The sequence below is a fragment of the Pseudoalteromonas sp. 2CM39R genome, assembly GCF_023161845.1.
This window is the reverse complement of record NZ_JALNTM010000026.1, coordinates 21,803-46,872: the sequence shown is the minus strand read 5'-3', so window position 1 is coordinate 46,872 and position 25,070 is coordinate 21,803. Positions and strand designations below refer to the sequence as shown.

At 42.1% G+C, this 25,070-nt stretch carries 26 protein-coding genes; 5 read left to right on the top strand and 21 right to left on the bottom strand.

What is annotated here, in order from left to right; genetic code table 11:
- The first annotated feature begins 282 nt into the window (after nt 1–282).
- The 3 genes from MTF66_RS33525 to MTF66_RS33515 all read left to right on the top strand — a co-directional run bounded on the left by MTF66_RS33525 (nt 283) and on the right by MTF66_RS33515 (nt 1,454).
- Nucleotides 283–747, top strand: a complete 465-nt coding sequence (locus MTF66_RS33525; RefSeq protein WP_010388460.1) for a hypothetical protein — start codon at nt 283–285, stop codon at nt 745–747.
- 116 nt (nt 748–863) lie between these two features.
- Entirely contained in the window at nt 864–1,166 is a 303-nt protein-coding gene (locus tag MTF66_RS33520) for a hypothetical protein (RefSeq protein WP_024601110.1), read from the top strand.
- Between the two features lie 15 nt (nt 1,167–1,181).
- A complete protein-coding gene (locus MTF66_RS33515) occupies nt 1,182–1,454 on the top strand; it encodes a hypothetical protein (protein WP_138623813.1) in 273 nt (90 codons plus the stop codon).
- Nucleotides 1,455–1,583: 129 nt separating this feature from the next.
- Here MTF66_RS33515 and queE read toward each other — a convergent pair whose 3' ends face one another.
- The gene (queE, locus tag MTF66_RS33510) at nt 1,584–2,249 is read right to left on the bottom strand and encodes a 7-carboxy-7-deazaguanine synthase QueE (protein ID WP_055013381.1); all 666 of its coding nucleotides are present in this window, start codon (nt 2,247–2,249) and stop codon (nt 1,584–1,586) included.
- Between the two features lie 145 nt (nt 2,250–2,394).
- Between queE and queC the strand changes: the two genes are divergently transcribed.
- Nucleotides 2,395–3,051: a 7-cyano-7-deazaguanine synthase QueC gene (gene queC, locus MTF66_RS33505; RefSeq protein ID WP_008110177.1), complete on the top strand. Its 657-nt coding sequence runs from the start codon at nt 2,395–2,397 to the stop codon at nt 3,049–3,051.
- 60 nt (nt 3,052–3,111) lie between these two features.
- On the opposite strand, the gene MTF66_RS33500 is transcribed toward queC, so the two are convergent.
- Nucleotides 3,112–3,561, bottom strand: a complete 450-nt coding sequence (locus MTF66_RS33500) for an isoprenylcysteine carboxylmethyltransferase family protein (RefSeq protein ID WP_010388452.1) — start codon at nt 3,559–3,561, stop codon at nt 3,112–3,114.
- Nucleotides 3,562–3,735: 174 nt separating this feature from the next.
- On the opposite strand from MTF66_RS33500, the gene MTF66_RS33495 reads away from it, so the two are divergent.
- Complete coding sequence (locus MTF66_RS33495) at nt 3,736–3,978, top strand: hypothetical protein (RefSeq protein WP_010388451.1); 243 nt, start codon at nt 3,736–3,738, stop codon at nt 3,976–3,978.
- Between the two features lie 8 nt (nt 3,979–3,986).
- Here the strand turns inward: MTF66_RS33495 and MTF66_RS33490 are convergent, their stop codons facing one another.
- The 19 genes from MTF66_RS33490 to MTF66_RS33400 all read right to left on the bottom strand — a co-directional run bounded on the left by MTF66_RS33490 (nt 3,987) and on the right by MTF66_RS33400 (nt 24,927).
- Entirely contained in the window at nt 3,987–5,000 is a 1,014-nt protein-coding gene (locus MTF66_RS33490; protein WP_248529963.1) for a hypothetical protein, read from the bottom strand.
- Nucleotides 5,001–5,095: 95 nt separating this feature from the next.
- Nucleotides 5,096–5,761, bottom strand: coding sequence for a tRNA (adenine(22)-N(1))-methyltransferase TrmK (locus tag MTF66_RS33485; protein ID WP_248529961.1), 666 nt, complete (start codon nt 5,759–5,761; stop codon nt 5,096–5,098).
- 8 nt (nt 5,762–5,769) lie between these two features.
- A complete protein-coding gene (locus MTF66_RS33480; RefSeq protein WP_109874453.1) occupies nt 5,770–6,699 on the bottom strand; it encodes a class I SAM-dependent methyltransferase in 930 nt (309 codons plus the stop codon).
- Nucleotides 6,700–8,694: an excinuclease ABC subunit UvrB gene (gene uvrB, locus MTF66_RS33475; RefSeq protein WP_138596406.1), complete on the bottom strand. Its 1,995-nt coding sequence runs from the start codon at nt 8,692–8,694 to the stop codon at nt 6,700–6,702.
- Nucleotides 8,691–10,070, bottom strand: coding sequence for an MATE family efflux transporter (locus MTF66_RS33470; protein ID WP_055013372.1), 1,380 nt, complete (start codon nt 10,068–10,070; stop codon nt 8,691–8,693). Before MTF66_RS33470 ends, uvrB begins: the two co-directional genes overlap by 4 nt.
- A gap of 752 nt (nt 10,071–10,822) precedes the next feature.
- Complete coding sequence (locus MTF66_RS33465; RefSeq protein WP_248529960.1) at nt 10,823–11,203, bottom strand: hypothetical protein; 381 nt, start codon at nt 11,201–11,203, stop codon at nt 10,823–10,825.
- Nucleotides 11,204–11,233: 30 nt separating this feature from the next.
- Nucleotides 11,234–11,458 carry a hypothetical protein gene (locus MTF66_RS33460; protein ID WP_248529958.1) on the bottom strand — a complete coding sequence of 75 codons (225 nt, stop codon included), beginning with the start codon at nt 11,456–11,458 and terminating at the stop codon, nt 11,234–11,236.
- Nucleotides 11,451–13,274, bottom strand: a complete 1,824-nt coding sequence (locus tag MTF66_RS33455; protein WP_248529956.1) for a hypothetical protein — start codon at nt 13,272–13,274, stop codon at nt 11,451–11,453. The genes MTF66_RS33460 and MTF66_RS33455 overlap by 8 nt, the downstream gene beginning before the upstream one ends.
- Nucleotides 13,274–13,618: a hypothetical protein gene (locus MTF66_RS33450; protein ID WP_248529955.1), complete on the bottom strand. Its 345-nt coding sequence runs from the start codon at nt 13,616–13,618 to the stop codon at nt 13,274–13,276. Before MTF66_RS33450 ends, MTF66_RS33455 begins: the two co-directional genes overlap by 1 nt.
- The gene (locus MTF66_RS33445; protein WP_248529953.1) at nt 13,594–14,553 is read right to left on the bottom strand and encodes a hypothetical protein; all 960 of its coding nucleotides are present in this window, start codon (nt 14,551–14,553) and stop codon (nt 13,594–13,596) included. The genes MTF66_RS33450 and MTF66_RS33445 overlap by 25 nt, the downstream gene beginning before the upstream one ends.
- Nucleotides 14,554–14,556: 3 nt before the next feature.
- Nucleotides 14,557–16,668 carry a hypothetical protein gene (locus MTF66_RS33440; protein WP_248529952.1) on the bottom strand — a complete coding sequence of 704 codons (2,112 nt, stop codon included), beginning with the start codon at nt 16,666–16,668 and terminating at the stop codon, nt 14,557–14,559.
- Complete coding sequence (locus MTF66_RS33435) at nt 16,661–17,041, bottom strand: hypothetical protein (protein ID WP_248529950.1); 381 nt, start codon at nt 17,039–17,041, stop codon at nt 16,661–16,663. Before MTF66_RS33435 ends, MTF66_RS33440 begins: the two co-directional genes overlap by 8 nt.
- The gene (locus tag MTF66_RS33430; protein WP_248529948.1) at nt 17,038–20,613 is read right to left on the bottom strand and encodes a tape measure protein; all 3,576 of its coding nucleotides are present in this window, start codon (nt 20,611–20,613) and stop codon (nt 17,038–17,040) included. Before MTF66_RS33430 ends, MTF66_RS33435 begins: the two co-directional genes overlap by 4 nt.
- 80 nt (nt 20,614–20,693) lie before the next feature.
- Nucleotides 20,694–21,446 (bottom strand): hypothetical protein, encoded by a 753-nt coding sequence (locus tag MTF66_RS33425; protein WP_248529946.1) that lies wholly within the window; start codon nt 21,444–21,446, stop codon nt 20,694–20,696.
- A gap of 1 nt (nt 21,447) precedes the next feature.
- Complete coding sequence (locus MTF66_RS33420; protein WP_248529944.1) at nt 21,448–21,867, bottom strand: hypothetical protein; 420 nt, start codon at nt 21,865–21,867, stop codon at nt 21,448–21,450.
- A complete protein-coding gene (locus MTF66_RS33415) occupies nt 21,867–22,295 on the bottom strand; it encodes a gp436 family protein (protein WP_248529943.1) in 429 nt (142 codons plus the stop codon). The genes MTF66_RS33420 and MTF66_RS33415 overlap by 1 nt, the downstream gene beginning before the upstream one ends.
- A complete protein-coding gene (locus tag MTF66_RS33410; protein ID WP_248529941.1) occupies nt 22,296–22,778 on the bottom strand; it encodes an HI1506-related protein in 483 nt (160 codons plus the stop codon). It lies immediately after the preceding gene.
- A 68-nt stretch (nt 22,779–22,846) separates the two neighbouring features.
- On the bottom strand, nt 22,847–23,755 hold the full coding sequence (locus MTF66_RS33405) for a Mu-like prophage major head subunit gpT family protein (RefSeq protein ID WP_248529939.1): 909 nt from the start codon (nt 23,753–23,755) through the stop codon (nt 22,847–22,849).
- The gene (locus MTF66_RS33400) at nt 23,755–24,927 is read right to left on the bottom strand and encodes a phage protease (protein ID WP_248529938.1); all 1,173 of its coding nucleotides are present in this window, start codon (nt 24,925–24,927) and stop codon (nt 23,755–23,757) included. Before MTF66_RS33400 ends, MTF66_RS33405 begins: the two co-directional genes overlap by 1 nt.
- Nucleotides 24,928–25,070: the final 143 nt, after the last annotated feature.

Genomic DNA, 25,070 nt, shown 5'->3' with positions numbered 1-25,070 from the left:
GGTTCAAGGTTCAAGGTTCAAGGTTCAAGGTTCAAGGTTCAAGGTTCAAGGTTCAAGGTTCAAGGTTCAAGGTTCAAGGTTCAACAAAATAAAAACAAAAGCGCTGCTCAATAACAACGTTTTTTAGTATTAGCTTTGCTTAAAAGTCATAGAAAAGTTTGTGGTAGTAATATCTTAGGTAATTTGTTAAAACTTTACAGAAGAAAAGTGAGCGTGGTATGGATATAAACCTGCACGACTCGCGCACTATAAGATTATTAAATCGCTCAATAAGGACAAGTATTGAATAAAGAAGAGTACAAGGAAAGTGGGATCTTATATGCGGTGTTTACTACCGTTTTATTATATTTCTTTTTTAAGATTACTTTAATTTTCTCTATGGGGTTAGATTGGAGTTCAATTTGTCTAAGCTTCCTTTGGGATAATATCGATACTGCAATTACACCTTTTACGGCATTTTTAATAGTGGCAGTTTTAAGCTGTGTCTGGTTTTTTTATTGCGCCATAAAGTACAAACGAAAAGTTGGCAAATCAGCATATTTCCTATTGGCTGTTGGAGCGGTGTTTTATTACTTTTGGTTCAAAGGCTTTTACGGTTTTTGGCAGCTAATGAGCTACGAGAAAAAAGAAATTACATTACAAGAGTTTTATGAAAAAACGGGTGGTACAGAAAGGTTGAAATTTTTGTTTGGTAATAAGCTTAACGAAAATGTATTGTGCAAATCGCAATTGAACAAAACAAATTAGAAGTGGGATAAAAACAGATTATTTTGTTCGTTCCCAACAAGTTATTGCCAACTATTTTCTGCCGTTTATTTACGGCGTTAACATGTTATACACTTTTCAAAAAATGGAGTTTGAAAATGAGAAAAGAGTTCGAATTCACAGTTAAGGGCCATAAAATTAAAATTGTTAACTCATGGTTTGGTGGTGCAAAACTATATGTTGATGGCGATTACCGTGATCAAGACTCTACCTTTATTGCTAACGGCAAAACGGCACTTCTTTCAGCTAAACTTGCTGATCTTGGTGTTTTAGAGATTTTCCCCATATCAGCTTTAATATCTGTAGAAATGGATGCATTTTTAATTACGGACGATGAAAGGTTGCAAGTATACAGCTCACATAAGCGTTTAAACTTAACACAGCAGCGATTAGCAAAATAAACACATAGGTAAAATATGAGACTATTAATGGCCCCTTTATTACTCATTATTGCTGGGTGCAGTAGTGTTGCGCAAAAGGGTGAAAAATATTCGCCGTGCTCTGAAGCATGGTTTAATCATGTTGAACAGCAAATAAGTACCGGTGACGGTTATGGACATGGGCCAGGCATTGGCTCTTTAGAATGGCGCTCTGTGATCATGTTTAAACTCGGTATTAGAGATAAGCCAAACGTACCAAAATTAAATACACAGCTGTGGTGCCAGTTTATTGATGAAAATTATATTTAAAGCCTGCTTGGCTTTATGAGCTGAAATTTGTTGAGTTAGGTTGGGGTTTACTCACCCAACCTACGTAATATAACTTAACGCCAAGCAGTTTAACGCTTACAGCTAAGCACTTATAACTGCTCTTTCTGTTTAACTAATACCCAAATACTTATGTACTTGAATTGATAAGCGCCAGTTTTTGGCGATACAAGTATCAATGGCTAATTTAGTTGCCGACGTTTTTTGACTGATTGGCTGTAAATATACCAGTTTTGGGTTAACACCCGTGGCGACAAATAACTCTTCCAGTTCTTCTACGTGCTTTTGCATAGCAACCGGATGTTTAATTTCATCGGCGCGTTGCATAGCACTGCTCAATACTTTGTAACCACCACGCATATTAATTTTTGGCGATACCGTAACCCACGTTTGGGCAGGGGCGAGAATTTCAAAGGTGCCACTGGTTTCTATTTGCGTGCTAAAGCCATGATCATGCAATAAATTACACACTGGATTTAAATCGTACATGCAAGGTTCACCACCGGTGATCACAACATGCTTGGCGGTATAGCCACGGGATTTAAATAACTCCAGGACCTGCGCGGCACTGGCCTCAGCCCAATGATCAGAGTCGGCTTTTTTTTCTACCGTGTCATCTAGTGATACTTTATATACGTTATCAACATCCCAAGTTTGTTTAGTGTCACACCATGAACATCCCACAGGACAACCTTGCAGGCGTAAAAATATAGACGGCGTACCGGTAAAGCTCGCTTCACCTTGAATGGTTTCAAACACTTCATTAATTTTGTACAAAAGAAATCTCACTTACAACCTGACGGCAAAATTGTTACTATTAAAAATCGCAAAGCACGGTGCAAAAATTGTCATTTATGCCTTGGCCGTGTAGTATATCGCGCCCTGATATAAACCTCTATCAAAACTAAAGAGCAAACCACGTATGACGCAAAAAGTAGTTGTTATTTATTCCGGCGGTATGGACTCATTTACTGTATTAAATAAAGCCTTGCAGCAAGGCCATGATGTTTATGCCCTCTCGTTTGATTATGGTCAGCGTCATGTTAAAGAACTTAAAGTTGCCGCCAACGTATGTGAAAAGCTAAATGTCCCGCACAAAATTGTTGATATATCAGCAATTAATCAGCTTATTGGTGGTTCGTCGTTAACAGACGATATTGATGTGCCAGAAGGCCATTACGAAGAAGAAAGCATGAAAAGCACCATTGTGCCTAACCGCAATATGATTTTACTTTCCTTAGCGGTAGGTTATGCAGTGTCGCTTAAAGCGAGCAAAGTATATTACGGCGCGCATTCAGGCGATCATGCAATTTACCCTGACTGTCGTCCTGAGTTTGTTAAAAAGATGGATGATGTATGTCGTATTGCAAATTACGATGCAGTAGAAATTTTTAGCCCGTATTTAAACAATACTAAAATCGATATTTTAACCGACGGTATTAAAATGGGCTTAGACTACAGCCAAACATGGACCTGTTATAATGGTCGTGACAAAGCGTGTGGTAAATGTGGTGCCTGCCAAGAACGTTTAGAGGCCTTTGAGCTTAACAACGTGACAGACCCGCTTGAATATGAGTAAAGTTCAACGTTAATACACTAAAAGGCTACCAAGGGTAGCCTTTTTTGTTGCGATAAAACGTTAAAGCCAGCGTTTTACTCGTGATTTATAATCGTCAAATTGCTCACCAAATAATTTGTGGAGCGCCCGTTCCTCTGGGATTATTTGAAATAAGGTAATGTAAGCAATAAACCCTGCTACACCTAAAAAAGCCCACATTGAACCCAGCCACACGCCCCAGCCTGCTAATATAAACGCAAAACCTAAATACATCGGATTACGAGAGAATTTATAAACACCTGAGGTAACTAAACTAGACGCTTGTTCTGGTTTGTTAGGTAGTACTGTTGTTTTAGCAAACCGGAAACTCACGACCCCAGCAATACAAAATATACACCCAGTAGCGACAAGTGCTAGCGAGAGATAAGTAATAAATGCGCTAAAATCAATCACGGTATAATGTGCAATCAGTGCCATTACAGCAGCAAAAAACACCACAACCACAACCGGTGGAATTTTATTATTTAACATACCTAGTCCTTGTATCGATTAAAAAACTTTATAATTACTATATGGTGGCGTCACAAATAATAACAATGACTTATCAGATATTTATAAATACAAATAAAGTTACAATTAATTAGCTTTATGAGCGCTTAATTATGGTTATAATTTAAGCTTAAATAAAAGTTAAAGGAAGTAATTATGTCTGGCACAACAATGATAGTTCTCATTGTACTTATTTCTGTAGGTTCGGGAGTTATTTACGATATGTATAAAAAGCACCTTGAATTTAAACATAAAGTACAGGACAACAATCAAGACGCACACAAACAATTAGCTGAGGTAACCGCTCAAGTGAGTGAACTTAAACAACGAGTACAAACACTTGAAGCCATTGTTACCGACTCAAGCTACAACGTAAAACAAGAAATAAACAAACTTTAATGTATACGTTACAAGTAATTTGGGTATAAATGTGCGTTTTCAGGCTGCTCAATGCCATGGGCAGCTAAAAAACCACCAATTGCTTGACCACACCCTTGTGGTGCTCGGCCACTGTCTATCTCGAAATTTAACTGATTCGCCTCTTGTTTACCCATTGAGCACAAACTAACTGAACTTGGCGAACGCATAGAAACACTTAACTCGCCTATTTGCTCCGCCTGTACATGCTTACTAAAACGTGCAAAGCCTTGGTATTTAAAATGCTCACTCACATAATCATTGCTTATAGCAACCAATGCGGCAATAAAACTATGTAAAAAGCTATTTGTTGTTGTATCCGGTGCTAAAAATGACAAAGTTTTGTTATTAAACTCACTCAGCTGGCAACTATCGCAATGAAGTTTAACCGTATACACCTGCTCACCGGTGATTATAGCTTGGCAGTTAATTAGCTCTATTTGGTTATCCACAAACACAAGGCGATCTATCAGCTCGTTCAATGAAATATTTTTAAACGATGTACTTTTAACAAGCTCGGGATTTTGTGCCATAACGGGTAAGTCATGATGATTATTAAATGGCGTACTGGTTGCGCCTTGGTGTTGCAGCTGAAAAAGCTCTCTTACCTCATGCTCACGCGCCACTTTTAACGCTAAAAATGCAGTTTGAATAAGCTCCGAGGTAGGCAGGTTCTGCTCTACCGGCCAACGGCGACCAAACAATAGTTTTTTTGCTTTATTATCAGCGCGATAATTGTCGGGACTAAGTACTGCTACTTGCAAATAAACATCACTATTTTTTTCAGCTGCTAACACGCTAAAGTGGTTGGAAAAACTAATGTCGTTAAGCACTTCATTAACACTGGCCAGTGTATGCTTGTAACGCAAAAAATGCTGCGGAACAATCCAATTTTTATTAGCCAGTTGTACTAGGGGCGCATACGAAATAGGTTGCTCGTAACTGTGTTGCCATTTTTGCCCATCATCTAATAATGACTCAATTTTTGTGTTGTTATCTGACATATGTAAACCAAATAAATCTGCCTAGCGGCAAGATATTAACTATGAAGCACTTTACGTAGTTAATCATAAAAAGCGATCACACTTTTTGGCAGTATTTAGCGTTCAAATACGCGTTGATACTCTGTTATAACTTTTTGATAGTAAACTCTATCTTTATTGAGCATTCGAGTATAATGGTCAAGCAATTGTTGCTGATATTGATGATGTTGAGGGTTATGTTTATCCCACATATGAGCCCCCGTTTTAGTAATAGTGCCGGTGGTATTAAAACTGACTTGTAGCACTTCGTAAAAACGCTTGTTTTCAACAATAATTTGCTCGCTATCGAGCTGCAAATTACACGCTTTTAAACCCGCACGTACTTTATAGAGGTGCATAATAGGGCAAATAATAAAACTTAGTTGTTTAAGGCTGTGCGGATTATTAGCAATAATTTGCTCAATGAGCTTTAAGCATAAATCGCCCCCCACTCCCGCAATAACGATTACTTGCTTAGCACCTGTTGGCAGTTTAATTTGCGCAACATCTTCGCAGCGCACTTGCCATGAAGGCAAAGACTTTCCTTGCTCAAATTGTTGTAGCGACTGCTCAAGCGCTTCCATTAACTCTGGAATAATATCAACAAAGTTTATTTGTTTGGCTATGCCGCGCTCAAGTAATGCCATACCTAAAAAGCCATGATCGCAACAACAATCCCAAACAATATCGTAAGACTGTGTAATTAACGAATTGATGGCGTTTAAACGTTTACTCAGTTTCATTTAACTCACTATGTTTTTGTTTTGTACACCAATGCTTTTAAGCTTTTATCGCTATCAATTTCAATAAAGCGATCGGTAGGTTCTAGGCGTTTAACAAATTCAATAGCACCTTGAGTATGCTCTTCAATAAGTGCTTTAAAATCGTTTTCTGTAAGCTCTGGGCTATTAGCGCATAGCAATAACTGTGTAGTATCGTTTAAAAGCTCAGGAAGTCTGCGCAGCACTTTTTGATAGTCTTTGGTTAAAATAAAACTGCCTTTTTGAAAACTGGGCGGATCAACAATAATTAAATCAAACGGTGCGGCTTTTTTTAGCTTACCAAACGACTTTAAAATATCGTGCGGTAAAAAACTGACCCCACGATCGACATTATTGAGTTGGTGGTTTTGCTTACCTACTTTTAACACACCTTTGCTCATATCCATGTTCATCACATGATCTGCACCGCCGTGCATAGCCGCAACCGAAAACCCACAGGTATAAGAAAACAAATTAAGTACTTTGGCGTGCTTACTATTTTGCATGACAAACTCACGGCCTTTTCGCATATCAGGAAAAATACCGGTGTTTTGCTTACTCATTAAATCAACCAAAAAACGCACCCCGTTTTCGGCTACGCTATGACGAACTGGCAGTTGGCCGTGAACAAGGGTGTTATGGCTTTGCAGCCCAGCTCGCTGCTGATACACCAATGCAGTAATTAACTCTGGATGATGTTGTTGTGCCCATTGCCATAACGTATCGGTGAGTGCAGCGAGTGTTTCCTCGTCAATTTCACTGTATGACACCAAAAACAAACTTGGTGGGTAAAAGTCTAAGTTAATATGACTAAGCGCTTCCACACTGTGGCCACGCCCATGAAAAACGCGGCAAAGCTCATTATCGGAAAAAGGCGTGTCTGCCAAAGCATTTATAAGGGGAGTAAAATCGGTTGTCATTTAATTAATCAACTGTTGTTGTAGTTCATGTATTTCGTCGCGCACTGAGGCGGCTTTTTCAAATTCTAAATCACTGGCATACGCATGCATTTTGGTTTCTAACTGCTTAATTTGCGTTGCAATCTCTTTAGCACTGAGGATTTTTTTAGAGTCTTTACGAATAAGCTGTAGATTGTCTTGCGGTGAGGCATCTTCACCTACATCCATTACATCAAGTATTTTTTTAACCAAGGCACTGGGCTCAATACCGTGCTTAACATTATAAGCGTGTTGTATTTCTCGACGTCGGTCAGTTTCTTCAATGGCTTTGGCCATCGATTTAGTCACTCTGTCACCGTATAAAATAGCGCGACCATCAAGGTGGCGCGCCGCACGGCCTATTGTTTGAATAAGTGAGCGTGCTGAACGTAAAAAGCCTTCTTTATCGGCATCTAAAATAGCCACTAGTGCAACTTCTGGCATATCTAAGCCTTCACGTAGTAAGTTAATGCCTACTAACACATCAAATACACCGGCACGTAAATCACGAATAATTTCTACCCGCTCTACGGTATCAATGTCAGAGTGTAAATAACGTACTTTTACATTGTGCTCACTCAGGTAGTCGGTCAAATCCTCAGCCATACGTTTGGTAAGCGTGGTTACCAGCACTCGCTCTTTTAATTCAACACATTTGTAAATTTCTGAGAGTAAATCATCAACCTGATCGCCTACCGGGCGCACTTCAATAACAGGGTCAAGTAAGCCGGTTGGACGAATAACCTGCTCTGCAACTTCGCCGTTGCTGCGCTCTAATTCAAAGTCGCCCGGGGTGGCCGATACATAAATGGTTTGTGGTGCAATGGCCTCAAACTCTTCAAAACGCAGTGGCCTGTTATCCATAGCTGAGGGCATTCTAAAACCATATTCAACGAGGTTTTCTTTACGGCTTCTATCACCTTTATACATGGCACCGATTTGCGATACGGTTACGTGCGATTCATCAATAATCATTAATGCATCGTCGGGTAAATAGTCCAGTAATGTTGGCGGTGGATCGCCAGGTGTACGCCCCGATAAATAACGGCTGTAGTTTTCAATACCAGAGCAATAACCAAGCTCGGTCATCATTTCTATATCGTATTGGGTACGCTGAGCTATGCGTTGCTCTTCTACTAACTTATTTGCGCTGAGCAATTGTGCTCTGCGCTCTTTGAGTTCTGCTTTAATTTTTTCTATGGCTTCGAGAATTTTTTCTCGTGGCGTTACATAGTGAGTTTTAGGATAAATGGTGGCACGCACTATGTGTTTTTCTACCGCACCGGTTAATGGGTCAAAAATACTTAAGCGTTCAACTTCGTCATCAAACATTTCTACACGCACTGCATAGGTGTCTGATTCAGCTGGAAATATATCAACTACTTCACCACGAACGCGGTATGTACCGCGACTAAAATCAATATCGTTTCGCGTATATTGTAGCTCTGCAAGACGGCGCAGCATGTCACGTTGGTCGACCTTTTCACCCACTTTTAAAAGCAGCATCATTTTCATGTATGAGTCAGGATCGCCCAAACCATAAATTGCCGATACTGACGCAACGATGATGGTATCGCGTCGCTCTAAAAGCGCTTTGGTGGCGCTGAGTCGCATTTGCTCTATATGCTCATTAATAGATGCGTCTTTTTCGATAAAGGTGTCGCTGGCTACCACATAGGCTTCAGGTTGGTAGTAATCGTAGTAAGATACAAAGTATTCAACCGCATTGTGTGGAAAAAATTCTTTCATTTCGCCATACAATTGCGCCGCTAAGGTTTTATTATGCGCCATAATAATAGTTGGCCGGTTTAAATCACTAATAATGTTAGCCATAGTGAACGTTTTACCGGTTCCCGTTGCACCTAATAAGGTTTGCTGGGCCAGTCCGGCTTCTAAGCCTTCACACAACTGAGCAATAGCGGTTGGCTGATCCCCTGCGGGTTTAAATTTTGATACTAGCTGAAAATGATCGCTCAATGACTACACTCCTGTAATGCTTGACTGCTTAACGCTTCAATTTCTTTCATAAACCACTTGTAGGCTACAAGTGCTGTAAATAAATTACCAATGGCCGCGCCAATAAACAAGCCGATTAAGCCTGCAAGTTCGTTCCCGATATACGCAAAGGGAATATAAAAAACAAACAATCGAATAACGCTTAAAACTAAGGCGTTCATGGGTTTGTGTAAAGCGTTAAACGAGGAGTTTGATAAAATGATCACTCCTTGCAAGCCATAACTTAAAGGAATGGTATAAATAAACAGCTTGATGACATCAACAACCGCTTGCTCTTTACCAAATATTTCACTAATGACGCCTGAAAAAATAATTAAAATAATATAGATAATGAACTGCCACAACATTACAAACTTGAGCGTACCTAGGTAGGCATCTTTTACGCGAGAAAAATGACTCGCTCCAAAGTTTTGGCTAATAAAAGGTGGCAAGGTCATCGACAAGGCTAATACCACTAAACTCGCTATTGATTCTATTCGACTCCCTACTCCAAAAGCAGCCACGGCTTCGGGACCATGATGAGCAACCAATGCAGTCATTACCGCCATAGCAACTGGGGTGAGCATGTTAGCACCCGCTGCCGGTAAACCAATTTTTAAAATTTTACGAATTGCACCAATAACAGTTTGTTTGCCCGCTTTTAAACTAAGCAACTGCTTTTTAGCAATTAATATGTATAAAATAATCGCCACTCCAACTGCCCAAGCTATAACACTGGCAATAGCAGCGCCTTTAATGCCTAATGCGGGAATGGGACCAAAGCCAAAAATCAGCATAGGATCGAGTACGGCATTTATAAGTCCAGCCCCCCCCATAATAATACTCGGTGTTTTAGTATCACCGCTCGCACGCAGTACAGAATTACCAATCATTGGGGTAATTAAAAACACACTGCCTAAAAACCAAATACTAATATACTGATGAATTAGCGGGAGTACTTGCTCCCCAGCCCCAAGCAACGTAAATATGGGATCAATCAATAAATAGCCACTAGCAGATAAAATTAATACTAATATTACCGCTACCAACAACGACACACTGGCATCAAAACGCGCTTCTTCTAAATTGTTACTGCCTAATGCTTTTGCAATAACCGCAGAAGTCCCTATACCTAAACCAATTGCTAAACTAATCACGGTAAAAGTAACAGGAAATGTAAAACTAACTGCAGCAAGCGGCTCTGTACCCAATAAACTAATAAAAAAAGTATCAACTATGTTGAACATCATCAGGGTAATCATCCCAAAGATCATTGGAACGGTCATTTTCTTTAACGTAGGCAAGATTGGAGCAGTGAGTAAATCAGGGCGAGTATGTGATTGAGAATGTGCGCGCATAAAATAAATAAGCCTCTTTTACTGAACGGCATATTTTAAAGCATCCGGAGAGTTCAAGCCATGCTTTATTAAATCTAAACAACTAAATCAGCCTTTAATCTACAAACTATTACTTTTACGCTGTTGTAAATAAATTTTGCACAAACACATTAAAAATCAAATTAAATACATTTATGTAACTTTTGCAACATTTACCTTTTAGATTTTGTTGCTTTATTACACAGTTAGCGATGATGCTTTATCGTCACGAAAAATTTTATTTATCGTTTAGGTGGCTATCTAAGCTGAATCATAAGCCTTTGTTTTTTAATATATAAAAAAAAAGCTTTTTAATACTTGAAATCGTTGTAGCGCCCTACAGTGCTGGGGGTGCTGATGTTCTTAAAGTTTAATAAACAGAGTTATCCACAGAAACCGTGGATAACTCATTCAACCCCGCGTTTATAAAGGGCTACAACCCGGTGCAAATTTAACAGTGTTGTGGTTTTTTTACGTTATCAATATGGAAACAGCGCAAAATGGTTTTGTAACTGTAGCCGCCGACCAAAAATGGGTAATAACGCGGGTTTAGTTGGGTAAATGTAAATTACCCAACATGGGCGCGCGGGCTGGAATGGGTAAAAGTAGATATTCCTTACAGATAATTTAACTTAATAAATAGCCTAAACAAGGCTGAAACCGCCAAGTAAAAATAAAAACAGCAAGGGTCTAACATAACCTACAACTGAATTATTTTTTAATATTCTAAGTCATTATTTATGCTTGCATACCTCTAACATTCTCTTCTTAGCTTCAGTCCATATAAATTCATATTCATCTTTGTGAGCTTTTAAAGGTCCATACTGCCCATAATCATCTGAACCACATAAACTGCTAGCTTTATCGATTAATGGTTTATAAGATTCACGATAAACCTTAAGAATTTTATGAGCCCTCTTACCTAATTTGACATCTATCTCTGTTACTATTAATTCAGATACTACACGATTGCTTAATAATATATTTCTTATAGGTTCTATAGCATCGTTATACTCTTTCCTTTTATCTCTGCCTAATGCTAACCTGTGGCCTGCCAACCAACCTATAACAGTAAATACAAAAGCAACTAATACTCTTACAATCCACTCATCCATAAAACTTGTCCTAATCTAAAATCATTTCGCTTAAACGTCTATTTCTGAGTATGGTAGCGTGGGCGCAGCTCCTACTACCCTTCCATTTTCAACGTATACAGCCCCCTCAAGGACATTAGCACCTAATACAACACTTTGGCTACTGTCGCTATACTCGACTAATGTCGTACCGTTTGTGTTGACTGTGACGAAGGTTGCTATTGTGCGTTGGGTTTTATCGAGTACTGAGCCTAGGCGGTTTAGTGTGTTAGACATTGCTGATCACCTTAATAGTTTGGTTTACCGTTATAGCGCCTTGCGCGTTAATAGAGGCATTTATGGTTAGGCTGTCGCAGGTGGCTTTATATGTAGAGTTGCTATAAGTAACACCTACTAACATACCTGGGCGAATGGGTGGCAAATCGGCTTTTATTTTAGTGCGCATTGTCGCTTGCTGCTTGTTACCACTGTTTGCTAACTCACACGTTCCGCGCTGTCTTGCTGCTTGGTTATCTGTTATTAAGCTGTCTACCACATCAATTGCAAACTTATCGCCTAACGTACCTGCCCGTTTTATTTTACAGGCTACGCCTTGCTGCTCGCCCCTCACAAATACTGCGTTATGCTCTTGGTTAATGGTTTGCGTTGTATTGTGCTCAAGTATGATTGAGTCGTTTAGTATTACATCGCATATAGCGCTTTCGGTGTCCCATGGCATTACAGGCCAAAGCGGCACTATCGATACTGTTTTATTCGCGTTGTCTATATCAAGCATTGCACCTACCGATTTAGCCACGCTTAATAATGCTGCGGCTGGGGTTAAATTTGTATAGCTAAATGCCCCTGTTGGTATTACGTAATCAATCATTTGATTGTCGAGTGACCAACCCGTATTTATTAAAATATCAGACATGATCCCCGCAAGTGTTTTAGCTGTTGGGTTGGCGTAATTAGTAGCGCGGGCGTATGGCGCAGACAACAATGCAAAACGACTACGGCAGCTTGCGCTATAACCTGAATTTGCAAAGCTACTGCTGGTGCTTGGCTGCTCGCAAATTACATAAAAATCGTAGCTATTTATTGAGATTTTAAGCTCTTGGCCCAGGGCACGATCAAAGTCGATACGGGAACAGAATTTAATGTTGCATGTGGCGCTAAATTGGCCGCGTGAAATAGAATAACTAACGCTGCTAATTAGTATTTTTAAATCGTCTGATACACGCACACAATCGATAGTTGGCTGCATAATGTATGTATTCCTAATCTGAGGTTCAATGGGTATTTTTCTATCTAGGGTTGGTACATCGTCATCACCACGAACTAAGCCACCTGGCAAGCCCCAGTAACACACTTTGTCAGGGTTGTTAAAACGCATAACTAAGCGGCCACTGTGCATTTGTGCAGACTCTGTAAATTCTAAATTTACGTAGCCTTTAAACGGGTGATTTCGCCAGTAACAAATGTATTGTTTATCTGTTTCGCCGTAGTGTATTACCAGCTCATTTGACTCTAAAAGTGGCTTTACATGCCAATGCTGATCACCTGATGTGGTTAAAAGCTCTGAGCTGTTCCAAAGCGTTTTAAGCTCGGTTTGCTCAGCGTCTAACTGAGTTAGCCAGTTAAAATCTTTTTCGTTATATTCAATTGCCATAGTAATAATGTAAGGCATTTGAATAACGTTTATAACATAGCCTGCATTACCCCATTCAAGCGTTTTATCAGCTGCCACTAGTGCAGTTTTGTGCCAATCAATAGTGCTTTGCTCATTTATGATTTCAGACTGTTTAAACGCTGTTATAAACTCATTTTTAACACTATCGGTTTGCCATTGTAGTAAGTCGGTATTACTTAGTAGTTGTTCATTAAACCAGTTTGAATCTACTTCAATACCTATGTTTGCTTGCAGTATTGGTAATGTAGGCTCAACTGGCCCCGTATCATCACCAAACCGCATGGTTATCGGTGACACGTTCACGGTATATGCTTTATTAAATCGTATTAATAAAGCATTACTTGGCGTGTCTGGTTGATAGCTAAGTTGAATTGGTGATTTATTAACTTTGTATGGGCTAATAAAACGTAAGTTCAACATTAGGGTATTGGCTCGTATGGTTGCGGGTTATTTGGATCAAATATCACTAGATCAACTAGCATTGGTTTTACATTATCCAAAATAGCAGCGTTAAATTCTGCATTATCATCTAGCATTACACACATTAATGAATTTTCTTGTGAGTATTTAAGAGGTAATATTGCTTTAAAATTGTTATTTAATACTCTTGAATGACGTAATAGCTGCCCTGTTTCTCGGTGTAAAATTTGAAACCTTTCGCTTTTTGGATCGCAATCAGCGAGTAAAAATGAAATTGGAATAGGCTTTAAATCAAGATAATTAACCGTTACATAGTGCATTACCATTGCTCCAAGTTTATCCAACAGCAACCTGTATAACTATTTGCTGAAGGAATTAAATAGTAAGAAACCCCATCTATATTTTTAACAACAGGCATTGACTCATCGTCATAACCGGCCGCGTCTGCTGAGAATAGGCCTGGCAAAACTGCTCTTGCATAAGGTGATTCTTTGTTTTGATAAATAGAAGAGTTAGCCAAACTGCCATCTCCCATTAATATATAGTGTGGGGAAAGTACACTTATATCTGCGGGGCCATTAATTAATTTCCTTACATAATTTTCATTACCAAATACGCTTTTTAACGATGCAGGGTGACTAACATCAGCTCCATCTAACTGGTTAACAAGCATTATGTTTGAAGATGTAGACTCACCAAAAGCATAAAAAAATGATTGCGTCCAGTTAGATGTAAGTGTGTTTTTAGCTCCTGAGAACGCTGTGAAACTTGCAGGATCATTTGGGTATATAGAGTTAAAATCCCCCATAAAGAAAGAGCAACAAATATTGGTTGCTGTTCTATTTCTCGATGAGTTATACACATAATCATTGAAAGCAAAAAAGTAAAAGGAATTCCCTGTTCCAATGATAAACCATTTATTATTTAAGTATTGACCTGTGCTATATCTTGATATTGGAAAATAATAACTTTTACGCGATTGGCTATCTTTGCTTGCGTAGTCTTGGCAACCAAATACTTTTATATTAGTTCCTTCTACATCATCTAAAGCACTAAAAACAGCAACCCCACCACTACCGCCAAGTGAGATGTTATTTCTTAATGATAAAAACGGCGGGGATGCAATATCATCAACCACAGTCCAACCTAGCGATTCCTTAGAACCATAACCCTCTACTAAACACTTTTTAAGCACGTTCATGTACTCGCTTGGTTTGCCGTCCACTATTTGCGGTGCGCCTACATCATCCCAACGGTACATTGTTACTGGTAAAGCCATAATTTAATCCTTATTTCCACGAAATGATAAAGTTGAATTGTCACGCACTATTTCAGAGTGCCCGGGTGATACTGAGCGTGTAACCATGGTTGGTTTACTGGCGGCTATGGTTTCAAACAAAAATGCTTCACCGGGGTTTAATCCCGCACCAAACGCTGCTTTGCGTAATATGAAATACGGTGCACCTGCAAATATGTTTATAGGTGTGCAGTCGTTTAAAATGTCACCGCTGTAAATATTGCCAACAAACTCACCAATAACGTTGTAAGCGGTTGTTGAGGTAAAAACGATTGCCCAGCGCTGTGCTATTACACCTATGTTTGTCACTTCGATTGGGTATTGAGTGGTGTTAATTGCGCTTGATGCGGATGCGCCAAAATCAGCAAAGTTGTTTTGCCATGCCGCTAGTGTGCGCTCGTCTTTTGTTTGCGCTTGAAAGTCACCTAAAACCTGCACGCTGCTAAGTGTTGCACCAGCTGGATAAGCTCGGCTAAGGGGGGTTAACAGGCTTATTTGATTGCCTTGTATTGCGTCAATCAATGCAAGCTCTGACTGAATGGCCGTTACTATGTACGGGGCTGTAAAAGCGCTAATACCTGCATTTATTGTTAGCTCGCCTGTGGCACTATCGTAGCTGTAGTTATCATCGGTTACAGACCAAAGGCTTGCGCCTGTGCTATCTACAATGTCGATAAAGTCGGCATCGGCCAATACGGTTAATACTTGGCCGCTTGTTAGTGTTGCTGCGCTTGACCGTGAACGGTTTTGCACACTCACCGGTGTAAATTCGTGGAAAATACGCACGTTACCGTTGTTTGGTAATGTTGAGGTATCAAAGCCGCCTGGTGGTGAGGGTACGGTGGTTACTTCAACTTGGTTATAGTCGTAAGTAATAGATGCAGGCTTTACCCCTTGGCTAAACTCAATATCAACATAGCCCGTTTCGCTTACTGTACCGGTACAATTAGTGCCGGTAATATTGCCGCTTAAATCGCTTGATGCTGAGAACGTGGTGCCGGTTGCACTCTCATAGGTGATATAAAGCGAGTCGCGCGCAAAGCTGCTGTCGGGTAACTGCCACTGCTTAGCGCTGATTGTACGATCGCCTTTTTCTACAATAGCACCTAAGTTTTCGGTAATTGTGCCGCTATAATTTACAGGGTCAATTTCAGTAATAACGCCTGTGTCATAGTTAATAGTGGCAAATACGTAACCGGCTGAAATAAAGCGCCCTTGGCCGTCATCTGTGACTATGGTTTCTTCGGTAGCTTTTTTAAGGCGTACATGGCCTTTTAAAACACGCTCACCTGCGCCTAGCGTAATAGTTTGACTATTAGTAAATGAGTGAAAACGTAAGTCCTGAGTAGACATATAAAACAGCGTAAAATACTGGTCTTTTGTGACAGCTGGGTTAAGCGTGGCTGATATTGAATTACCCACACGGGTTAACTCTTCTTGGGTAAGCTTTTTAGTTATTGTTACTAGCCTACTCCCGCCAATTGAACCCTGCCCGGTATACGCTTGATACTGATATTCAGCATAAAAATTAGGGCTTTGAGTGAGCAAATCGGGCACCTCAATATTTACTTCTGATATTTTGCCATAGCTTAAAAGGCGCTTAGTTCTGTAAATGGCTAGTTCTTCCGCTTGAGGTCGCAAACCAATTTTAGAGCTAACAGTTTTGATGCTTGGCGTTAACGAGCGGCTAACCGACTCCACGGTAAGCGATTGGCCTTGTGCGGCAACTTGGGCGGTTAATAAGCTCGTGCCGTGGTATTTGGTTGTTTCTGATGATAGCAAAGGCAGCATGTCAACTACGGTGTCAGTGTCTTTTAGCTGTTGAGCTTCTACCAGTAGCACATTTACAAGGGCATCATCTGGTTGGTCACTTAGGAATATATGCGCATCTTGCAAGCGGCTAGCATCGTCTGTGCTAAGCGCTGGGTAAATCTTTACTAAGTCAAACGATGAACGCGCATGATCAATGTCACTAATTGAGCTAAAAACATCGTTAAGTTTACCGCTCACAATTGCGTTACTAGTACGGTGGCCGCCAGCGTATAGCTCGTTACCAATGCGCTGTGGTTTAAATATTTTTAAATCGGTTCTAAGCATTATTTGGCCTTTCAACGGTTTTTAAACGTAGGTTTACGTTTTGGTAATGGGTTGGTGCTGCGTCTGAAAAGTAAGTATGGGGCGTGGCTTCTACTGCTTTTTGCGTGTGGTCCCACACCACATTAAATACCGTGCCGCGTATGGTTATTTCAAATGCGTCTAGCGTGGTTTTTGCATGCTCAAGTAAAGGATTAACTACGCTTGCCTGTTCAAAATCGCTGTATAAGTTAATTGGGCGGCCTAGTGGTATAAGGGTTTTTTCTATGTGCTGTGCGCCATTTAATGCGCGCTCTGCTTGCTCGGCAACCGGTATGTAGTCGATTTCATCAAGCCATGTGAAGTTATCTAATAGCTGGGTGTTAATAATAATCATTGGGTGTTACTCAATTGCTCTAGACGTTGTAAAAACTGCTCTTCAAAATCAGCTAAAATACCGGCGGTTTGTCCACCTGGTAAAGCAAGCTCTAAGCGTACTGTTTTAGCGTTAGTGGTACTTGGTTGCTGCTTTTTAAGTAGCGCAACAAGCTGGTTAATAGCGTTAGTAAGGCTGTTTAACTGAGTGTTAGAGACGCTGTAACTAGGCGTGTTATTGCTAGGTTGCGAATTGCTTGGGGTGCTGCTGTACGTTGGTGGTACATATTGCTGCACCGCTTTTTGGGCTGTTTGTTGCGCTTTTAGCGCGTTTCGCTGTGCGTTAATGGCTGCATTTAATGTGCTTTTTTGCTCACGTGTTAAATACGTAAGCTGCTTATTAATTTTATTGTATAAATCGCTAAGGGCGGCGCTGGTGCTGGCGTTATCTATTTGGCTGCTAAATTTACCAAACTGGCTATTAGAAAAACCCTCATTAGCACGTTTGGCTTTTTCGTCACGTATGGCCTTGGTGTTTAAGTCGTACGCGCCTGTGCCGTTTTTTTCTTGGTAGTCTACAACATCACTAACACTAGCTCGCTGTGCTGAGTTATAACGCCCTACATTGGTAGCGGCTGTGCTTGCTGAACGTGATACACGGTCTAACTCGTCGCGTTGCTCACGTAGGCTTTTAGTTGCAAATTCGTTGGCTTTTACTTGGTCGTTAGTGGCTTGCGTAGCTGCGCGGGTAGATGCTGTGGCCGCATCTTGAGCGCCTTTAAAATCGCCCAATAAGTTATTTACAACGGCTAATACATCGCCCAAACGCTCTTTTTGATAGTTGTATTCTTGCGCTGTTAATGTGCCTGCTGAGTAACGATCGTTTAAGCGGGCTAGTTCATCTGTTAGCCGGCTGTGCTCTGCTTGTAATTGCCCTAGGCTTGCCAGTTCTAACTGCTGCACACGGTTTAAGTCGGTGGTTTGGTCGGTTAAGCGTTGCTGCTGAATAGTAAGCGCGGCTTGGGCTTGGGCTTTTTGTTCTGCTGTGGCCGTACTGCTCGCCATTACTTGCTGATTAGTAATAATTGCCGCACGGGTTTGATCAAGCACCCGGGCAAAGCGATTAACTGCATCGCTGTTTGTGTCGGTAACAGGCTTAAGAGCATTAGCTTTTTCAATGAGCTTATCTAGCTCTTTAGTTAACCCCAGTGCAGCTGCTGCGGCTTGAATGCTCACGGGTATGGTTTGGTCGGTTGCATCTGCGGCAGCTATAGCAGCCTCTGCCCATTTTAAATATGCCTGGCGTTGTATGCCTAACGGCTGCTCGGATTGCTGCATTAGCTCATAAGCTGCGCGCAGCCTGTTAGCTGTATCGTCTAGGGCTTTGGTTGAGGTTAAACCAAGCTCTTTGTAGGCTTTTTCAACATCGCCAGCAAATACTTTTTGGCGCTCAAGCATTGCGCCATGCTCTTCAAATTTAATTTGTAGGGCATCTAAAATAGCCAACTGGCCTTGGTACTGCTCACCCGCGCCTTGTATTGCCACACGGGTAGATTCAATGCTTTGAATAAAGCCATCAACCCCAACGGTTACACCGTCCATGGCTGTTGCTTGTTGCTCTAATGACGCAATGGTTTTAAGGGCTTCGGGTAACGATAAGCTTAAAAACGCCTGGCGCTGCTTTTCAGCTTCTAGGGTTTTAGCGGTGGCCTCGGCTAGCTTTTGTTGCTGGTACTCAGCATTTATATACTGCTGGTTTGCCTCATCCCAAATAAGTGTGCCGGCTTCTATTAGCGCGTCTAACTCGGTCATGTTGGTAATAACTAAACCGGTAGAATTAGATAAATACTTTAGCTCGTCAGCAAGTAACTGGGCTTGCTGGGCTGATTGCTGCTTAGATTTGCGCAGCGCTTCTTCTGCTACTAGTAAGTCTTTGTATAGTAAACCTACGTCTATTAACTCGGTAATCAACCAGGTGTATAAGCCGGCTTTGCCCACGGCTTTTAAGGCCATGCCCCACTTACCCGCTGCAATACCTGCGGCATTGGTGGCTACTGTGGTTGCGCCTATGGCTGCTTGGTAGGTTCTTAACGATGCAATGGCCGTAGTAGCGCCGCTGATCACACTACTAAAATAAGTGCCTACTTTAAGGGCTAACCATACTTTGGCAACGGTGGCTATTTCTTCGCGGTATTCGTACATGGTAGTAACGGTGTTTTGTATCGCTTTACCCGTACTTACAATGGCGTCACTGATTTGCTGCGCCCATTCTTTTAAACGGCCATCTTTGGCCATGGCTGCAAATTCGGTATTAAGGGCGGTTATTTGCCCTTTTAACCACTCCATAGCGCCACTTTGCGCTATAAGGTTATAAAACTGGGCCATGTTGTCTTTAGCGTTTGATACCTGCCCGCTAAAGAGCGCCATTTGCGCGGCTGCTGAGCCAACGCTACTACGTCCCATTTCATCAATTAAGCCTTTAATTACATCGCGGCCTAACTGACCTGCTGTAGAAAGCTGCTGTAATTCTTGTACGTTTTTGCCAGTTGATTTTTGCAGTAAATCCCATACTGGGATACCGCGTTCAACTAGCTGTAGTATTTCCTCGCCTTGTAATTTTTGTTTTGCCCAGGCTTGGCCTAATGCCAGGCTTACACCTTGCACCTCTTGAAACCCACCGCCCAGCTTTAATGCTTGGTCGGTAATTGACTGCAAGGTGCCATCCATTGGATCAAGGCCAAAGGCTTTAAGTTTTACAAACGCCTGGCTTACTTCGTCCATTTGCAAGGGTGTTTTTAACGTAAAGTCTTTTACCCAGGCGGTGGCTTTATCACCTGCGGCAATGCTGCCCATAAGCCCCTGCATTTGTACACCTAGCTTTTCAAATTTATCACCGGTGCTAAATACTTGGCTTACTGCTTGGGCTACCCGATCAAGCCCCACATACGCGGCGGCTAATGCGGTAACTTTGCCTATTACACCGTCTAGGCTTTGTGCTTGGGCACGTTGCGCTGTAGTGCCTTGGCGCAGCTCATTGCTAAACTTATCGACTGAGCGGCCTGTTTTATCAAATTGAGCTGCTAAATCGCGCTTTGCGGCACGTAAGTTATTGGTGTTTACGTCTGACTTTTTAAGGGCATTTTGTAGTGCGGTGTGCTTACTGGTTTGCTGAGTAAGCTCGGTGTGCATTTGTGTTAGGTCTTTTTCTGCGGCGTCGAGTGAGCGCGCAAGTTGCACAAATGGCTTATCGGTGTTTCTGGCTTCGGTTTGTAATTGTTCTAGTGCGCGTGCGGCTGCTGCGGTGGCAATTTCTTGTTGTTCTAGTTTTTGCTTTGACTGCTCAAACGCACGTATTAGATCAGCTTGGTTAGCTAATCCGTCTAATTCGTTGGCAAGTTTACCCGCCGTTTGGCTGGTTTGTTTTGCACTTGTATCGGTTTGGTTTAACGACTCACTGAGCTTATCAGCGGCAGGATTAGCAGCATCGGCGCTTTGCTCAATATTTTTAAGCTCTGTTACCAGCTGCTCAATATTTTGCTTGCCTGTGGCTTCGGCAACTATGCGTAGGGCTAATTCTAGGGTTTTATCTGCCATGGTGTTAACTCAGTTTAAACAAGGTTTAAATGGGGATAAAGGGGCAAACAATGCCCCTTTATAAATACGCTAAATAAGGCTTATGAAGCGTCTAGCTCGTCAATGTAGTACGGCTCATTTTTGTTTGCTACCAGCTTAGCTGTGCCCTCAAGCGTAGCGCTAACAAACTCACTGCTTGCTAAATCAAGCTCTGATGTTGGCATCATTGAAGTGTCGTAAATTTCAAAGTTAACTTGCTTACCATTGGCTAGGTTTTTGCCCTCACCAAAAATACGTAAGCGCGTTTGACTTACTGTTGCACCGTTAATGCGTTTACCAGTGCGGGCGTTGTAAGAACCGCTTACTGTAATACTGCCACCAGCGTCTAATGCACCGCCTTTAATGGCGCGAATCATGCCTAGGGCAAAGTTAAACTCGTAATCAATACCCGCTACTTTCGTTTCGGTGGCTTGCTTTACTACTACGTCGTTTGCAAAGTTTTGCCCTGGTACTGAAACCCACGATTGGTTAGCAGGCATGGTTACGGCTTCGTCGGTTAATGTACCGGCTGCGTCGTTAATTGCAGCCACATCGCCCATAAGCGCAAGTGCGATCATTTCGGCTGGCTGGTCGTCAAACTCCCATGTGATCACGGTTGGCTTGCTGATTTTTACGTCATCAAGTGTTTGGCCCTTAGTGGCTTTTTTATTTGATGTACGTACAACCGAATCGGCTTCGGCCTTAATGCCTAGCTTAGTGGTGTTAATTGGGCCAAAAATTTGGCCGGTGCTTATGCCTTGCTCATTTAAGCGGTCTACAAAAATGTTGCCCGCTAGTAAAATACCGTCGCTCATATTAAAGCGCTCCTTTAAGTCTCATTTGACAAGTAAAAGCCAGCGGGTAATACGCATGGCCTTTGGTGAATTGGGGTTTAGCTGGGGTGTTTACTCTAAGCCACGGCCCCGTGCCATTAAGCACTTTGCCCGCCATAGCGCGAATAATGTTAGTTAGGTGCTCACCTGCGTTTGTGTCTTGCTTACGTACTACCAACACAACAATCCATGTTTGGGTTAGCTGCATTAAATGACCGGCGTTTTTACTCTCTGGTAAGTTATCGTCGTAGTACATAAGATGAATGCTGGGGGTTGTTTGGCGGTCTTCTTTTACGTCGGCTAGCTCGTCGCTTAGGTAAACACGCTTAATGCCTGGTACTTTTTCAAGTGCCTGTTTAAGCGGATTTTGAGCGGCAAAATAGTCGATGGTAATTTCAAACATTAAATAAACCCCTTAGACTTTTCACGTGAAAACACAGTCCCTGAGCTTTGTATGGTTGCGGTGTCTTGCACTTTTGCGTCTTCGCCTAAGGCGTTTACGCCTATGCTTAACTCGCCTTTAGCCACTGAGGTTAAAAACTTTACTGCGTCCTTGTAGCGGGTTTCTATGTGCTCTGGGGTGTCGTTTGTGCCTAATTTATAACGGGCAATATCACAACAAAATTGCTCAAGTAAGTTAGGCACCGTGACAAGCGGCAATTCATAACGCCCAGCTAAATAGCCGTTAATCATGTCACTTGCATCGGTAATGGCCTGCTCAATAACTGCGGTATTAATTACACCAGCGGGGGCGTCGTCGCGCTCACTTAAATAAATAAGCTCTTGCTCACCAAAGCGCTTTTGCATTGCGGCTATTGTTGCGTAGGCCATTTACTCGCCCTCGCCTGCTTTGGCTGCTTCTTGTAGCCATTGCCAAGCATCATCACGCTGTGCGGCAGATACTTTAATTTTAACTACTTCGCCCTCGTTTTCGCCTGGTGCTTCATAAGCCACCTGCTCAACAACCGGCTTAAGCTCCATTTGTGCATCAATCATTAATGCAATAACGGGTTGTAGCTCAATGGGCGCTTGGGTGTAATCAACTTGAGCGTAGAGTTTAGGGGCATCTAAATTTGCACCCACGTTATCTGCGTCCAGCTGTGGGTTCTGCGCAGTACTCGCATCGAGCGGTACAGCTTGCACCGATAAGCGTGGATCATTTTCAATTGCTTCAAGCTGCTCTTGGGTAAGTTGCTCTGCGGACAATGTTTGCTTGCCGCTGGTGAGGCTAATGCCGCCTCGACGGTAGCCCGTAGGCTGCGTGCAATGGACAATGATAGCCGCAAGGGCAGTAAGTTTAAGGTTTTTAGCCATTTCATTATTACTCCTGGTTTAAAGCGTGGGGCTTTAAAGCCCCGTGCTTAATAGGGTTTTATAGGTGGTTATAGGTAGTCAGCTACTAATAGCTCTACGCGGCCTTTAAGTTCGTTTGAGCTGTTTGATTCCATTTCACGCTCTAACATGCGAGTGGCTAGCTTTTCCATGCTGGCAGGAACAACTAACATGGTTGGCTTAATACCCAACTTACGGCCACCGTCGGCTTTAAAGCTGCGCATTTTTTCGATGCTGTCCCATAGGTTATCTGGCGTTAATGCACGTTTGTTAGCAAAGGCTAACTGCCAAAAACCAAAGCCTGCTGCATCACGGCAATCAACGCCGTAACGGTATTCTTTGCGCGTGAATACGGCTTCATCGTCCATTTTTGTCATAGCAAGTAAGTTAGGCTTTTTGCGCTTTTGGAAAATAAGCGGCTTAAGGGCTTTTGAGGTATCGAGTACGTACCAGGCTTCGCCCTCGTAGGCTACATCTTCGGCCATATTGGCAGTAGATACCGCTACACCTGTGCCGTCGGCATTTGGATAAACCGGATGATCAACATCAAAATAGTTTTGCCCGTCATAGCACAAGGTTGTAAAACCAGCTGCCAGCAATGGGAAAATCATTTCGTCTGGGTGGATAGCTGCGGCGTTACCCATTTCTTTAAAAATAGGTGAGTACACGCCTAGGTTGTCGTCTTCAATGTCGTTGCGGTCTACGCCTACCGTTGACTCGTAATCGTCGTTGGTAATGGTGTACGCCTGCGATTTCATACTTTGAATATTACGATCGCCAATCCATTTAGCCAGGCTTGGGAACTTACCCAACCAGCCATAGGTATTACTGGCCGATGTAGATTTAATTACACTGGCAATTTTATTAAATTGCGGTGCTGCTTCTGATTTACCTTGTTCAAACTCGGTTTTAAACGCGGTAAATAAAGCGTTTAAAATTGCTGGGGTCACTAAAGCCATTAGTTTTGCTCCTGTTTAGCTTTGGCATAAGCAGCATGGCTAAGGCCTAGTTGGTCTGCTGCATATTTGTCTTCTGCTGTGAGTGCTACTAAGCCGTCTTTGTCTTGCTCTGGCTTAGGTGCGTGAGTGGTTTGCTGAGCCGTTAAGCTGGCAATTGGTGAACGGGCATCTAACACTGCTTTTAACGCAACAACGCCTTGCTGATTACCTAAGCTCGTTAAGTATTCAACCTCGCTTGCGATAATGCGGCCATCTTGTTTAGCTTTGTTAATTTCCTGCTCAACGGTTTGGGTGTCGCTGATGCTTTTAAGGGCAACCATTTCAGTGTGCAATGCGTTGTAGGTTTCAACCGGCACGTATTTCGCTAAATTAACCTCAGAATCTGGGCTATTGGCTTTAAGTGCTGCAACGGCGTCATTAGCGTTACTTAGCTGGGTAGTGAGCGAGTCGGCTTCGTCGGCCTTAGCCTTTAAAGCAGTGAGTGCTGTTGTTGCTTGGGTGTAGTCTGCATCGGTGATTTTGTCACCATCCACAGTAATACCTAGCAAGCTCAGCAATTTTTGAGCTGCATTCATGGGTGTATCTCCATTGTTAACATGGGTTTTAGAAGTCTTTAAAACTGCTACTTTGTCCATGCCGTCTACCGCTGGGTCGTTGGTAAGGGCAAAGTGGCGTAATTTGGTTGGGCGGCCTGTTTGCTTGTCGTAATGAAAAACAGGGCTTATAAAGCGGTATTCGTCGTTTTTTAGGTGAGCGCGTGCGCTAGGTGTCCAGCGTACATTTAGGGCATACAGCCCCTCACCTGGTACGTACTCTATGTCGCTTGGGTTAAACCAGCCACTTGCTGGGGCTGGCTTGCCGTTTTCTTCGGCGTGTAGTGTTTGGTGCTCGTAATCAAAGTGGTAATCGTTAGTGCGGGTGCTGGCAGTGCTTTTTAATAGCTCAAATGCGGCTTGGTCTAGTAACCAGGCATTAGCAGGTACGTCGAACGGGCGGCCATCGTGCGATTTAAAATAGCCGTCTGGCATCACCATTACACGCTCGCTTATACCTTGCTCATTAATTTCGCTGGCAAAGCGGCACGCAGCAAAGCCTAAATCAGCCGGCTGGTTTGCTGATAAAATAGCTAGTTCTGTTGTAGTTTCAAGTAAGCTTTGGAATGGTTTTTTCATGACTGAGCACAGTTTGAATAATCTGTGCTCAGTATGGATTTAGATTTGAATTAGTTGGCCGTGCGATGTTTCGGGAATAAAAAAGTGCAAATTAAATATATAAAAAGCGATTAACTATAGTGATTAGTAAGATATAGTTCTCT